This is a genomic window from Roseospira visakhapatnamensis (genome assembly GCF_014197915.1).
Classification (GTDB): domain Bacteria; phylum Pseudomonadota; class Alphaproteobacteria; order Rhodospirillales; family Rhodospirillaceae; genus Rhodospira; species Rhodospira visakhapatnamensis.
Genome location: NZ_JACIGK010000020.1, coordinates 44,572 through 58,030, shown reverse-complemented (window position 1 = coordinate 58,030; position 13,459 = coordinate 44,572). Strand labels below are relative to the sequence as shown.

Annotated in this window: 14 protein-coding genes; 7 read left to right on the top strand and 7 right to left on the bottom strand. The window is 68.1% G+C overall.

Annotated features, from left to right (window positions below):
- Positions 1–20: 20 nt before the first annotated feature.
- The gene (locus GGD89_RS13190; RefSeq protein ID WP_184046003.1) at positions 21–830 is read right to left on the bottom strand and encodes a methyltransferase domain-containing protein; all 810 of its coding nucleotides are present in this window, start codon (positions 828–830) and stop codon (positions 21–23) included.
- A gap of 114 nt (positions 831–944) precedes the next feature.
- Here GGD89_RS13190 and GGD89_RS13185 point away from each other — a divergent pair, with 114 nt between their 5' ends.
- Positions 945–1,544 (top strand): phenylacetic acid degradation protein PaaY, encoded by a 600-nt coding sequence (locus tag GGD89_RS13185; RefSeq protein ID WP_184046001.1) that lies wholly within the window; start codon positions 945–947, stop codon positions 1,542–1,544.
- A gap of 12 nt (positions 1,545–1,556) precedes the next feature.
- On the opposite strand, the gene GGD89_RS13180 is transcribed toward GGD89_RS13185, so the two are convergent.
- The 4 genes from GGD89_RS13180 to GGD89_RS13165 form a co-directional block, all read right to left on the bottom strand.
- Positions 1,557–2,039, bottom strand: a complete 483-nt coding sequence (locus GGD89_RS13180; RefSeq protein ID WP_184045999.1) for a HEPN domain-containing protein — start codon at positions 2,037–2,039, stop codon at positions 1,557–1,559.
- 193 nt (positions 2,040–2,232) lie between these two features.
- The gene (locus tag GGD89_RS13175) at positions 2,233–3,819 is read right to left on the bottom strand and encodes a TRAP transporter large permease (protein WP_184045997.1); all 1,587 of its coding nucleotides are present in this window, start codon (positions 3,817–3,819) and stop codon (positions 2,233–2,235) included.
- Complete coding sequence (locus GGD89_RS13170; RefSeq protein WP_343058601.1) at positions 3,819–4,364, bottom strand: TRAP transporter small permease subunit; 546 nt, start codon at positions 4,362–4,364, stop codon at positions 3,819–3,821. Before GGD89_RS13170 ends, GGD89_RS13175 begins: the two co-directional genes overlap by 1 nt.
- Positions 4,365–4,517: 153 nt before the next feature.
- The gene (locus tag GGD89_RS13165) at positions 4,518–5,624 is read right to left on the bottom strand and encodes a TRAP transporter substrate-binding protein (RefSeq protein WP_184045995.1); all 1,107 of its coding nucleotides are present in this window, start codon (positions 5,622–5,624) and stop codon (positions 4,518–4,520) included.
- Positions 5,625–6,030: 406 nt separating this feature from the next.
- On the opposite strand from GGD89_RS13165, the gene GGD89_RS13160 reads away from it, so the two are divergent.
- The 3 genes from GGD89_RS13160 (at position 6,031) to GGD89_RS13150 (ending at position 8,546) form a co-directional block, all read left to right on the top strand.
- A complete protein-coding gene (locus GGD89_RS13160) occupies positions 6,031–6,825 on the top strand; it encodes an SAM hydrolase/SAM-dependent halogenase family protein (RefSeq protein WP_246423101.1) in 795 nt (264 codons plus the stop codon).
- 175 nt (positions 6,826–7,000) lie between these two features.
- Positions 7,001–7,828: an MBL fold metallo-hydrolase gene (locus GGD89_RS13155; RefSeq protein ID WP_184045993.1), complete on the top strand. Its 828-nt coding sequence runs from the start codon at positions 7,001–7,003 to the stop codon at positions 7,826–7,828.
- A 22-nt stretch (positions 7,829–7,850) separates the two neighbouring features.
- Positions 7,851–8,546, top strand: coding sequence for a CatB-related O-acetyltransferase (locus tag GGD89_RS13150; RefSeq protein ID WP_184045991.1), 696 nt, complete (start codon positions 7,851–7,853; stop codon positions 8,544–8,546).
- On the opposite strand, the gene GGD89_RS13145 is transcribed toward GGD89_RS13150, so the two are convergent.
- Positions 8,533–9,210, bottom strand: coding sequence for an OmpA/MotB family protein (locus tag GGD89_RS13145; RefSeq protein ID WP_184045989.1), 678 nt, complete (start codon positions 9,208–9,210; stop codon positions 8,533–8,535). The two genes, GGD89_RS13150 and GGD89_RS13145, sit on opposite strands and share 14 nt — an antisense overlap.
- Before the next feature lie 40 nt (positions 9,211–9,250).
- Positions 9,251–10,135 carry a motility protein A gene (locus GGD89_RS13140; RefSeq protein ID WP_184045987.1) on the bottom strand — a complete coding sequence of 295 codons (885 nt, stop codon included), beginning with the start codon at positions 10,133–10,135 and terminating at the stop codon, positions 9,251–9,253.
- A 631-nt stretch (positions 10,136–10,766) separates the two neighbouring features.
- Here GGD89_RS13140 and GGD89_RS13135 point away from each other — a divergent pair.
- The 3 genes from GGD89_RS13135 (at position 10,767) to GGD89_RS13125 (ending at position 13,447) form a co-directional block, all read left to right on the top strand.
- A complete protein-coding gene (locus GGD89_RS13135; RefSeq protein ID WP_184045985.1) occupies positions 10,767–11,792 on the top strand; it encodes a methyltransferase domain-containing protein in 1,026 nt (341 codons plus the stop codon).
- Between the two features lie 113 nt (positions 11,793–11,905).
- On the top strand, positions 11,906–12,376 hold the full coding sequence (locus GGD89_RS13130; protein WP_184045982.1) for a MarR family winged helix-turn-helix transcriptional regulator: 471 nt from the start codon (positions 11,906–11,908) through the stop codon (positions 12,374–12,376).
- A 171-nt stretch (positions 12,377–12,547) separates the two neighbouring features.
- On the top strand, positions 12,548–13,447 hold the full coding sequence (locus GGD89_RS13125) for an N-formylglutamate amidohydrolase (protein ID WP_184045980.1): 900 nt from the start codon (positions 12,548–12,550) through the stop codon (positions 13,445–13,447).
- Positions 13,448–13,459 lie beyond the last annotated feature (12 nt).

Genomic DNA, 13,459 nt, shown 5'->3' with positions numbered 1-13,459 from the left:
GGCCGGGTCGCACGGATCGGTCATGGACTCTCCGCATGCGGCCGGGTGGCCACAAGGAACTGGCGGCGGAAGGGGAACAGGACCCGCCCGTTGGGCAGGGACTCATACGCCGTGGCCAGGCGCCCGCGATAGGCGGCGCGGAAGGCGTCCCGCATGGTCGCGTCGGGCAGGCGCGCGAGCCACGGTCGCAGCGCCGTGGAGTCGGTGAAGGCGGCCACCGCGTCCGGTCCGCCCGCCAGGATCTGCTGATAGTCGGTTTCCCAGGCATCGACGGTGGCCGCGCCGGCCGCCAGCAGGCGGCGCACGGTCACCTCGGGCGGATCCACCGGCGGCGGGGCGGCGACCAGGGCGGCCAGCAGAGGCTCCCAGGGACCTTCCTTGGCGACGGCCCTGATCAGGGCGTGGGACGGCCGGTCATGGTTGCGCGGCATCTGCACGGCCAGCACGCCGCCCGGGGCCAGGGCGTCCAGAAGACGCGGGAACAGCACGTCGTGCCCGTCCAGCCAGTGCAGCGCGGCATTGGATGTGATCAGGTCCGGAGAACCCTGGTCGTCCGGCGTCCAGGTGGCGATATCGCCCTGAACCCAGGTGATGGTCTTGCCGCCGTCCTCGGCTTGGGCGCGGCTCAGCATCTCGGCCGACGTGTCCAGCCCGGTGATCTCCGCGTTGGGCCAGCGCGCCGCCAAGTGACGGGTCAGCGCGCCGGTGCCGCATCCCAGGTCGACGATCCGTCTCGGCGCATCCATCGGGATGCGGGCCAGCAGGTCCAGGGCCGGCCGCAGGCGATGGTCGGCGAAGGTCAGGTAGGTGTCGGGCGTCCAGTCGGTCATGAGGATCCTTCTCCCTTGCCGCCGTCCCTCGCAGCCGGCACGATGGCGGCCAAACGGTGGCGTATGGACTCCGCGCCACCGCGATCCGTCACAGTGTTGGGAGGTGCTCGCCCCATGCCCGTCTATGCCTTCGAAAACCTGGTGCCCGTGGTGCACTCGACCGCCTTCGTTCACCCCACCGCCATCCTGATCGGTGACGTGATCGTCGGTCCCGGCGTCTACGTGGGGCCGTCGGCCTCGCTGCGCGGCGACTTCGGGCGCATCATCCTCGAAGACGGCAGCAACATCCAGGACAACTGCACCATGCATGGTTTCCAGGGCACGGATACGGTGGTCGAGGTGGACGGCCACATTGGCCACGGCGCCATCCTGCACAGCGCGCGCGTCGGCCGCGGCGCCCTGGTGGGCATGAACAGCGTGGTGATGGACGGGGCGGTGGTCGGCGCCGAGAGCATCGTCGCCGCGCAGTGCTTCGTGAAGGCCGGGACCGTGTTTCCGGAGCGCTCGCTGGTGGCCGGTGTGCCGGGCAAGGTGGTGCGCCAGGTCACCGACGCGGAGTACGCCTGGAAGATGGAAGGCACCAAGCAATATCAGCAACTCGCGCAACGCTGCCGGGTGGGACTTCGCGAGACCACGCCCCTGACCGAGCCGGAACCCGACCGGCCCACCGTTCAGTGGGAAGACCTGAAGCCACTCTACCAGTCAAGGGGGTAGGGCGCGGCGGTCTCAGGCATGCAAGGGGGCCTGGGGGAACGGCAGGACGGTGCCGCCCTGGCCGGACGAGGCGGCCAGGGCGCCGGTTCCGGTGCCGGTGGTGGCGGACACCAGGGCGACCACCTTCTCGGTCTGGGCCACCAGGGCGGCGGCGCGGCTGTCGTGGGCGTCGTCGTCGTTGCTGGGGATCGCGCGGTCCGGGTCGCGGGCCTGGCGGGCCACGGTCGCCAGGGACTCCAGGTCGCCCAGCGTGACCACATCGTCGTCACCCAGCACGCCAAGCTCGATCAGGTCGACCGCCAGCAGCGCCGGATTGCTGGTGGACAGGGGGCGATGTCCTGACTCCAGGGCCAGCCCCTTCAGCGCCCGCTCCGCCGCCTGATGGGCCGCGAAGCAGGCCCAGTCCAGATGACCCGCCTGCAACGACCATTGGGCATGAATCAGATCGTTGTGCGCCTGTCGCAGCCACCCCTGGGCCGATTCGCGCGGGGTCATGGATTGGGCCTCCCCCCTGTCATGTTGGATCACCGTCGTACCGAGTTCGCCTCCAGGATGACAGCAGGCTCGGGCGATGGTCAATCGCGCCAAAGGAACGAGGCCCCTCCGCTGAAGGAAGGGCGTCGCGCGGATTTTCGCCCCCCTCGTGGCCAAAGGAGCACGGCGGTGGCGCGAACGGCGGCCAGCGGGGCTACCCGAAGAAGACGCTCGGCAGCCAGGTGGCCATCTGCGGAAACATCGCCAGCAGGCCAAGGCCAATGAGCTGGATGACGATGAACGGCAGCACGCCCCGGTAGATGGACTGGGTGCGGATGGAGGGTGGCGCCACGCCGCGCAGGTAGAACAGCGCGAAGCCGAACGGCGGCGTCAGGAAGGAGGTCTGGAGGTTCATGGCGATCATCACGCCCAGCCACACCGGGTCCAGGTCCATGCGCAGCAGCACCGGCCCGACGATGGGCACGACGACGAAGATGATCTCGATGAAGTCCAGGAAGAAGCCCAGCACGAACATCACCAGCATCACCACCAGCATGGCGCCGAAGGCGCCGCCGGGCAGGTTGGTGAGGAACGCGTGCACCATCTCCTCGCCGCCCAGGCCCCGGAACACCAGCGAGAACAGGCCGGCGCCGACGATGATCACGAACACCATGGAGGAGATCTTGAGGGTCTGGCGCATCACATCCTGAAGGATCGCCATGCGCCAGACCCGCCGCAGGCTCTCGCCGATCCCCAGGAAGACGATCGCGGTGCAGGCCACGGCCACCCAGATCCAGACGGTCTCGGCGGGGCCGATCACCTCGCGCGCGACTCGCAGATCCACGGTGCGCGCCAGCACCAGCATCAGCACCAGGGCGGCGAAAGTGGCCAGGATGGGCCAGCGGCTGCTGGCCTGAAGCTTCAGGCCGGCGAGCAGCAGGGCGCCGACGGCGCCGACGGCGGCGGCCTCGGTCGGGGTCGCCACGCCGGTCAGGATGGAGCCCAGCACGGCGACGATGAGGATCACCGGCGGCAGCAGGGCGTTGGCCAGCGTCGCGATGGTCTGCCAGGGGCTCAGGTCATGATCGGCCTCGTCCCGGATGGAGGGCGCGCGCTTGGGCTGGAGCCAGGCCACCAGCGCCACATACAGCACGTACAGCGCCACCAGGCCCAGGCCGGGCAGCAGCGCCCCGGCGAACAGATCCCCCACCGATACCGGCTCGGGCGACCAGTTGCCGATGGACCGCTGGGCATCGGTGTAGGCGTTGGAGATCTGGTCGCCCAGCAGCACCAGCACGATCGACGGCGGGATGATCTGGCCCAGGGTGCCGGCGGCGCAGATGGTGCCGCAGGACAGCCTCGGGCAATAGCCCCGACGCAGCATGGTGGGCAGGGACAGCAGGCCCATGGTGACCACCGTGGCGCCGACGATGCCGGTGGAGGCGGCCAGCAGGGCGCCGACGATGCACACCGAGATGCCCAGGCCGCCCCGCAGGGTGCCGAACAGCTTGCCCATGCTGTCCAGCAGGTCCTCGGCCACCCGCGAGCGCTCCAGCATGACCCCCATGAACACGAACAACGGGACCGCGATCAGCACCTCGTTGGTCATGGTGCCGAAGATGCGTTGCGGCATGGCCGCCAGGAAGCTCAGGTCGAAGATGCCCAGGCCCCAGCCGATCAGCCCGAATACCAGCGCCGAGCCGCCCAGGGTGAAGGCCACCGGAAAGCCCGCGACCAGGAACAGGCAGGTGCCCGCGAACATGGCCAGGGCGTAGATCTCGCGTTCCAGCATGTGGTCCATCAGCCCGCCTCCCCCTCGCCGGGCCGGGGCGCGTCGCCGTCCCGGCCGGTCAGCGTGAGGAGGGACCGCGCGATGACCGACACGCCTTGCAGGAGGACCAGGGCGCCGAACACCAGGATCACCGACTTGAGCAGGAAGACGCCCTGAATGCCGCTGGTCTCCTTGGAGCCCTCCAGGACGCGCCAGGCGTTGCCCACGTAGTCGATGGAGACCCACAGGATCAGGGTACAGAAGGGAATCAGGAACAGGACCGACCCCGCCAGGTTGACCAGCGCCTGCCGCCGGCGCGAGGCATCCCGGTAAAACACGTCCACCCGCACATGCCCATCCTGGAGCAGGGTATAGCCGGCGCCCACCATGAACAGCAGTCCATGCATGTACACGATGCTTTCCTGCATCCATATGAACCCAAGGCCGAAAACATAGCGCAGAACGACCACCAGGAACTGAACCAGTACCATGAACAGGGCCAGCCAGGCCGTGGCCTGACCGATGCCACGGTTGAGGCCGTCGATCGCGCGGGCTAGCGAGGGTAGCGAGATCACCCCCTGAACTCCTATGGTTTTCGGGTGAGGGGGTCAAAGACACGTCGGCCCCCGAGATCGGGAGCCGACGAGCCCTTGACGGGACAGCAATGGGGTGTGAGGCCGACGTGGTCTCCGGCCCCATCGACGAGACCGACCGGAGGTCGGCCGGACCTATTGTCCGTAGGCGTACGGGAGTTCGCGGGCGGTCCAGTACGCCTGGTCGGCGATCCGCGCCCAGCCGACGGCCTTGGTGCGGAAGTCGATGAAGGAGTCGTAGACCTTCTTGGTCATCGGGTCCTCGGCCGCCACCTCGGCCACCACCTCGCCGGCGGCGTCGCCGATGGCCTTCATGATGTCGTCGGAGAACTTGCGCAGTTCAACGCCGTGCTCATTGACCAGAGTGGCCAGCGCGTCACCGTTGCGGGTGTTGAACTCGGCCAGGGTGTAGTCGTTCTCGGCGGCGGCGGCGGCCTCGATGATCGCCTTGTCGGCGTCGCTCAGGCTGTCCCAGACGGCCAGGTTGACGCCGCCGGACAGGGCCGTGCCGGGTTCGTGGAAGCCGGGATAGTAATAATACTTCGCTACCTTGTAGAACCCGAAAGCCAGGTCGTTCCAGGGGCCGACCCATTCGGTGGCGTCGATGGCGCCGGATTGCAGGGCCGGGAAGACCTCGCCGCCCGGCAGCGACACGGCCGCCGCGCCGATCCGCCGCAGCACCTCGCCCCCCAGGCCCGGAATGCGGATCTTGAGGCCCTTGTAGTCCTCAACGGCGTTGATTTCCTTGTTGAACCAGCCGCCCATCTGGACCCCGGTGTTGGCCACCAGCATGGGTTTGATGTTGAAGCCCGCCGACAACTCATCCCAAAGCTGCTGGCCGCCGGCATGATAGACCCAGGCGTTGATCTCGGTGGCGGTCAGGCCGAAGGGGACGGCGGCGAAGAAGTTGAACGCCTTGGACTTGCCCTGCCAGTAGTATTCGGCGCCGTGATACATGTCGGCGGTGCCGGAGGACACGGCATCGAACGCCTCGAACGCGGGCACCAGTTCGCCGGCCGCGTAGACCTTGACGGTCAGGCGGCCGTCCGACATGGCGGTGATGCGCTGGGCCCAGCGCTCGGCGCTGGTGCCCAGGCCGGGGAAATTCTTCGGCCAGGTGGTGACAAGCTTCAACTCGCGCCTGTCCTGGGCGATCGCCGGGGTCGACAGGGCGGAGGCGACCGTGGTCGCCGTGGCGGCGCCGGTGATGGCGGCGCCGGACAGGAAATCACGACGTTTCATGGACCGATTTCTCCCTCGTATTTTTTGGCGGCGGGCGGCCTTTCCTGGGCACGATCCCGCGTGACACGGACAGCCGCATGTTGCCGGGGAGGCGCGCCAGCGGACACACCCCGAGTGTGCGCAGCATAGCGTCGAACCGGAACGGTGAACAATGGGCAGGGCGTTGTCGCGACCACGAAATGACCAGGACTCGGGAGGGGGGGGATGCGCGGCGCCGTCCATCGCGCCCGCCCATGCCCCAAAGGCCGTCCGTCGCCGACCCCCGCGAGGCCCGGCGGGACCGGCGGTCTGATCAAACACCGGTGTCCCGGGGCGTTTGCGGTATCGTGGGCCGAGCGTCGGAGTCGGGACACTCGGGGGCGGGCCGGGGCATGGGCCGGGACACGGATGGAGACCGAGGCAGGCCATGGAGACGAGGGAGGACGGGGTGAGGCTGATCGCCATCTTCACGGACTTTGGGCTCGACGGTCCGTACACCGGCCAGATGAAGGCGGTGCTGCACCAGGGGGCGCCGGGCGCGCCGGTGGTCGACCTGTTCGCCGATGCGCCGGCGTTCGATGCCCGGGCGTCGGCCTACCTTCTGGCGGCCCATGTGGCGCCACTGCCGCCGGACACCATCGTTCTGGGGGTGGTGGATCCGGGCGTGGGCTCCGACCGCGCCGGCCTGATGGTCGAGGCCGACGGGCGCTGGTTCGTGGGACCGGACAACGGCCTGTTCGCCCTGGTGGCGCGGCGGGCCGCCCGCCTGCGCGCCTATCCGGTGTTTCCGCCGCCCGGTCGTCTCAGCGCCAGTTTCCATGGGCGCGACGTGTTCGCGCCGGCGGCGGCGCGCCTGGCCCGGGGCGATCGGCCGGACGCGCGGGAGGCGCTGGACCCGGGGTGCGTGGACCGCGCCGACTGGCCGGAGGATCTGGCCCGCGTCGTCTATATCGATCGGTACGGCAACGCCATGACGGGCATGCGGGCGTCCACCCTGGCGGCGACCGCCGAGTTGATGGTTCACGGCCGGCCCCTGCGCCGGGCCCGCACGTTCTCGGACGTGCCGGTCGGTCACCCGTTCTGGTACGAGAACGCCAATGGTCTGGCGGAAGTCGCCGTGAACCAGGGGCGGGCCGACGAGGCCTTGGGGGTCCGGCTGGGCGATCGCGTCGACCCCAGACAGGGGACGGTGGCGACAGGCGCGCCGGGGGCCGTGGCATAGGACCGTTCGATGACGTATGGTGGTTGCTGGCATGCAAACAGACGGCAGCCGGTCCCGTCGGGGGCGCGGTCCCCGGTCGGCGGAGGGAACGGGCAACGCAGAGGGACAAGGGCATAGACGCATAGACGCATAGACGCATAGACGTATAGACGCATAGACGCATAAAGAGGCGCCGATGAGTTGCTGGGTGAAGTTCTGGGGTGTGCGCGGTAGTATTCCCTGTCCGTCGCCCGACCACGTGATCTACGGCGGCAACACGAGTTGCGTGGAAGTCCATCTGGACGGACGCCATGTCGTCTTCGATGCCGGCACGGGGCTTCGCCTTCTCGGACGTTCGTTCCTTGACCGCGGCGTGTCCGCCGCGACCCTGCTGATGACGCATACCCACTGGGACCACATCATCGGCTTTCCCTTCTTCGCGCCGGCCTATCGGCCCGATTTCTCGCTGACGGTCATGGCCGGCCATGTGGCCGACAACGGCGGTATTCGCGCCCTGTTCTCCACCCACATGTCCGATCCCATGTTTCCCGTGCCGCTGGAGGCCATGAACGCCCGCATGGCCTTTCGCGACTTCAAGCCTCGGGACGGGTTCGCGCTCGACCCGGCGGTGCGGGTCACCACCACGCCGCTGAACCACCCCAATGGCGCCACCGGCTACCGTCTGGATTACGCGGGCCTGTCGATCTGTTACGTCACGGATACCGAACATGTGCCCGGCGCGCCGGACGAGAATGTCCTGTCCCTGATTGCCGAGGCCGATCTGGTGATCTACGACAGCACCTACACGGACGAGGAGTTCCCGGCCAAGCTGGGGTGGGGCCACTCCACTTGGTGCGAGGGGATGCGCCTGTGCCGCGCGGCCCGGGCCCGCCGGCTGGTGGTCTTCCATCACGACCCGGACCACGATGACGCCTTCATGGGCTGCCTGGAGGACGAGATCCGGCGGGCCTGCCCCGAGGCCCTGGTGGCGCGGGACGGCATGGGCGTGACGCTGCGCCCGTGATCCTGAAACGATGGAGTGACCGATGCCGCCCAGTGATGCCGCCATCCCCGACCCCGACGTTCTGTATCCCCTGGCGGGGTTCACGGGGATGGTGCTTTTGAAGCCGCTGCTGGCGCAACGGCCGCCGATGGCGGGGGCGGATACCGTCGATGTGGGCGCCTACAGTTACTACAGTGACTTCCAGGATCCGCTGGCCTTCTTTGAGCGCAACGTGTGCTACCACTTCGGCTACGGACAAGCGCGCCTGCGCATCGGCCGGTTCTGCGCCATCGCCCACGGCACCACCATCATGATGGCCGACGCCAACCACGCCATGGCCGGACCCAGCACATTCCCGTTCCCGGTCTTTGGCGGGGCCTGGGCGGCGGCCGTGCCGATGCGGGACATGCCCTTTCCCAAGCGTGGCGATACCGTCATCGGCAACGATGTCTGGCTGGGCCACGAGTGTCTGCTGATGCCCGGCGTCACGGTGGGGGACGGGGCCATCGTCGCCGCGCGCGCGGTGGTCAGCCGGGACGTGCCGCCCTACGCGGTGGTCGCCGGCAATCCGGCGCGGGTGGTGCGCCAACGGTTCTCGGACGACGAGATCGCCCGGCTTCGCGCCCTGGCCTGGTGGACCTGGCCGCCCGAGACGCTGATCCGCGCCCTGCCGACCGTGGTCCGGGGCGACGTGGCCGCCCTGGAGACCCTGGCGCCCGAGGGAGTCAGCGTGGCATGACCCGCACCGAGACCCGGCGGTTGATCTCCTGGTTGTTGGGGAGCGGGTTGCCGTCCGGATCGCGGTTGGGCACCTTCGGCGCGGTGTCCGCGAGGCCGACGGCGCGCAGGCGCTGGCTGTCCAGACCCACGTCCTCCAGGAAACGGACCACCCGCGTCGCCCGGGTCGCCGACAGCTCCCAGTTCGAGGGATAGACGCGCGTGCTGACCGGCGTGTCGTCGGTGTGGCCCTGCACCTCGATCTGGAAGTTGCGGTACTTCATCGACCCCAAGGTCACGGCCATGCGCTCCAGCACCGGGAGCGCTTCCTCGCGCAGGTCGGCCGACCCGGGCTTGTAGAACGCGGTGCTCGCGAAGTCGATCACCAGTCCCTGTTGGTCCACGCCCAGGCCGATCACGTCGTCCACCTTCATCAGGTCGATGGCGGCGGTGATGTCGTTGCGCAGGGCCTCGATGGGGCGCTCGATGTCCCGCTGGCCTATGCCCTTGGCCATGCCGGCCTTGACCTGCTCGAACAGCACGGGATCGATCTTCGAAATGGCCGCCAGCAGGATGAAGAACGCCAACAGCAACGTCGCCATGTCGGCGAAGGTGGTGATCCAGTCATCCTCGGCCTCTTTTCGAGAGGCTTTCTTGGACCAATGCTGTCCCTGGTTCTCGAACATCGCTCCGGTGCCTTTTCCCAGGTCGCGGACGGGCTTGCCCTCAGCTTCCGGAGGACCCGCCGGACGGACTGCTGGCGGGGCCGGTGGCGGTGCCAGTCCCGGGGCTGAAGGATGGGGCGCGCCCGCCCCGCGCGCGCATCATGCTGTCGATGCTGAAGTGGAGCCCGGGGTCCAGGTAGCTGTTCATCTTGTCCTGGATGTAGCGCGGGCTCTTGCGCTCGGCGAGCAGGGCCAGGCCCTCCGCCAGCAAGTAATTGCGGAAGCGCACGATTTCCTCGCGCTGCTGCACCTTGTTGGCGGCCGGCAGGAAGATCAGCCGGGCCGACAGCACGCCATAAAGGGTCGTGACCAGCGCCACGGCCATGCCCGGCCCCAGGGACGCCGGGTCCTTGCCCATGTTGTCGAGCATGATGATCAGGCCGACCAGGGTGCCGATCATGCCGAAGGCCGGGGCGGTGGAGCCCATGTTGCGCAGGATGTCCGAGTAGACGGTGTTGCGCATGAACGTGGTTTCCACGGTGTTGGCCAGGATGTCCCGAACCTCCTGGCCGGTATAGCCGGTGATCACCAGTTCGATGCCATAGCCGAGAAAGCGATCCGTCTTGGTGGCGCGGCCGGCGTCCGTCTCCAGGCCCGGCAGGCCGCTTTTCTGAATCACATAGCCCCAGCGGATCACCCGGCCGACCTCGTGCGTGAGGATCGCCCGCGTGACCTCGTGCGTGAACAAAATGGAACTCATCACGCGCAGGGCGTGGACAACGTAGCGGGGCTCGAAGGAAATAAAGGCCGCCGCCAGCGTTCCCCCCAGGACCATGATGAAACTGGGCAGGTTGAGAAAGATGAAAACGTTGTCGGTGCTCAGGACGATGGCGCCGACGAACAGGCCAAATCCGAAGATGACGCCCAGGATGGTGGCGAAGGACATGCGGTCGGTTTCCCTTGACCAGCACACCGTGCTGCGGTGCGCCGCCGGACCTCTGGCGCCGATTCCGCCGACCCGGGTGACGGAGGCGCCCCATACGCCTCATTAACACCCAACCTTTGTGTCAGGGCAAGCGCGGAAGTCGGCGGGAGTTCGGCCCCGGGGGCCGGGCGGCGCCCGCGCGGGGCGGCGGCGGACACCGGTCCGGGCGCAGGCTGACCGTCCGAGAGTTTCCAGGAGATGGCGATCTTTCAGGGGCTTCGCGCCGTCCGGGGGACGACACTTCAAAAGCGGCACGCCTCATCCGGAGCACCTTGACGGTGTGAGGACTCTCCTTCGAAACACAAATTAATTGTTTGTATAGCATATTTCCCGTTTAAGTAACGAGTCTCGTCCGCCTCTTGATTTTTTGATTAAGCTTATTTACCATATGGATCTCCAGCGACGGAGTCCGGGGATCCGGCCTTGAGCGACAATCTTGTTCCAAAATATCCTGCATCGACGACCTGGGGGCGCGGTGTCCAACAGCACCGGCTCGTCCACATAGTAAGGTAACTTAATAAATAAGCGATGGCCATGGTGGCGCCCTCGGCCGCCCTCACGCGCCGTCTCTCTCATGCGAAGGACTGAAGAGATGCCCCTCCCGAAACCCACCTGCCAGTTCGACCCCGTGGAAGAGTTGCTGACCGACGGGATCGCGGCCAAGGTCGTCGAGGACTCCGTGCGTCTGAACCTCTACGACCTATTGGATGATCCCCGGAGCCTGGAGCAGATATCGGCGAGTCTGGGGGGCAACACGGGCGTGACGGAAGCCATGCTGGATGTGCTGCGACTCAAGGGGCTCGTGGTGAAACGGGGCGACACCTACGCGAACACGCCGCTCGCGTCGGAGTTCCTGGTCTCCGGGTCGCCCTTCTGGCAGGGATCCTTTCTGCTGTCCCAACAACAGCGACACGCCGCCATCGCGAACGACCTGTCGGACATCCTGCGGGGCAAGCCGCGCGCCAAACAGGGCGCGCCCGGACAGCATTGGGTCAGTGTCGACGCGTTGAACACGTTGGCCCAGTACAGCATGCAGGGATCCTTGCAGGACATGGTCGCGTTCATCGCCGGCTTGCCCGGCTTCCCGGCCATGCGCCGGATGAGCGACATCGGCGGCAACCATGGCCGGTACACAATGGCCCTGCTGGACGAGAATCCCCAGTTGACGGCGGAGATTCTGGACGTGCCGCCGGCGGTGCCGGCGATCCAGACGGTGTGCCGGGAGTCCGGTCATGGCGACCGTCTGTCGGCGCGGGGATTCGACCTTCGCCAGGACACCCTACCCGTCGCGGCCTACGACCTGATCGTCGTCTCTCATGTCCTGCATATGTTCTCGGAGTCCCTGCCGACGACCGTCAGGACCATCGCCGCCGGCGTCGCGCCCGGGGGATGGCTGGTGTCCCAGACCCTGGATCCCGATGGCCAGGGGTCGCCGATCTTAAAGAGCGTCCGGGAATTGATCACGCGCATGGTGGGCGTCCAGACCCACTTCCTGACGGCGGAGGCGATGGACGGGATGCGCCGCACCCTGGCCGACGAAGGCTTCGGCGACTTCACCTCCCGGGCGGGGGGACCGAACGGGGTCAACCTGATCTTCGCCGCCCGCAAGGCGGGGTGATGTCTTGGGACCCGGATCCAGGGGCCGCCGCCGACGATCACCGCTCGTCGCCCGTCGACGTCGATGGGGGCGGCCTCTTGATCCCATGGTTAAAGCGCCATACTGTCTGAGACATGCACGGCGACAGCAAGGACGATCTGGTCAAGACGACGGTGCGGCAGCTCATGCGGGTTGCCCACCGGGTGGCGCGCGTCGAGGACCTGCCCATCCGGGTCCATGACGACCTGGAGATCACCACCAAGGAAGCGCACACCATCGAGGCCGTCGGCGAACGCCCGGGGCTGAGCGTCACCGACGTGGCGACCACCTTCGGCATCACCAAGAGCGCCGCCTCGCAGATGGTGACCAAGCTGGTGGCCAAGGGGTTCCTGACCAAGGTTCGCGCGCCGCACAGCAACAAGGAATGGGAACTCGGTCTGACTCCGCTGGGATGGACGGCCTTTCGGGCCCATGAGTCGGCCCATGGGCGGGACTTCGCCCGTCTGGTCGATCACCTGAACAGCTTCTCGCTGAGCCAGATCGCGACCCTCACGGTCCTGCTGGAGGCCATCGGCGGAATCATGGAAGACCGCTTGGGGGAGTGACCCGCCCCTGGGTCCGGCGCCGGACCCACGATCCGTCCCCCACGCCAGCCACGCACGGAGTCTCCCAAGCGAGACCAAACCGGGGGACGACGAGATCCACCCTGCCGGAGGCGTTCCCAAGCCCGGACCAGCAGGACTAAGATACGGGTCTCGTCGACCGGATGGGCGCCGATGACCGATCCTGCCTCCGATTCAGAGCCGTCCGACCCGCTGCTGACAAGGGCGGCGGTGCGGCTGCGGACGCCGACGCCGCAGACCCTGCCCCTGGTCGTGGCCTCGCCGCATTCCGGCACCGCCTATCCGGCGGCCTTCCTGGCGGTGGCGCGCCCGCCGCTGGCGAAGCTGCGGGCCAGCGAGGACACCCATGTGGAGGCCATGATGGCGGCCGCGCCGGAGCTGGGCGCGCCGCTGCTGGCCGCGCTGTTCCCGCGCGTGTTCCTGGACGTGAACCGGGAACCGTGGGAGCTGGACCCGGCCATGTTCTCCGACCCGTTGCCGGCCTGCGCCAACACCACCTCGCCCCGGGTGCGCGCGGGCTTGGGCACGCTGCCGCGCCTGGCCGGCGACGGCGCGCCCATCTATGCGCGCCGGCTGCCCCTGGCCGAAGCGGAACGCCGGCTGGCGCGCCACTACTATCCCTATCACGAGACGCTCGCCCGGCTGGTGAGCCAGACGCGGGTTCGATTCGGACACTGCGTGCTGCTGGACTGTCACTCCATGCCGTCCTCCGCGCTGGAGGAGGAACGGGCCTGGACCCGCCCGGACGTGATCCTCGGCGACCGCCACGGCACCGCCTGCGACCCACTGGTCACGGACACCGTGGAGGCGGTGCTGGGGGACATGGGGTTGCGGGTGCGCCGCAACCGGCCCTACGCCGGGGGGCACACCACCCGCCATCACGGCCGGCCCGACGCCGGGATCCATGCCCTGCAGATCGAGGTCAACCGGGCGCTTTACATGGACGAGGGCACCCGCCGGCCCACCGACGGCCTGGCGCGCCTGGGCCGATCCATGGCGGTGCTGATGGAGGCGGTGGGATCGCTGCCCCGCCGGTCGCTGGCGGCGGAGTGACGCCGGAGACGA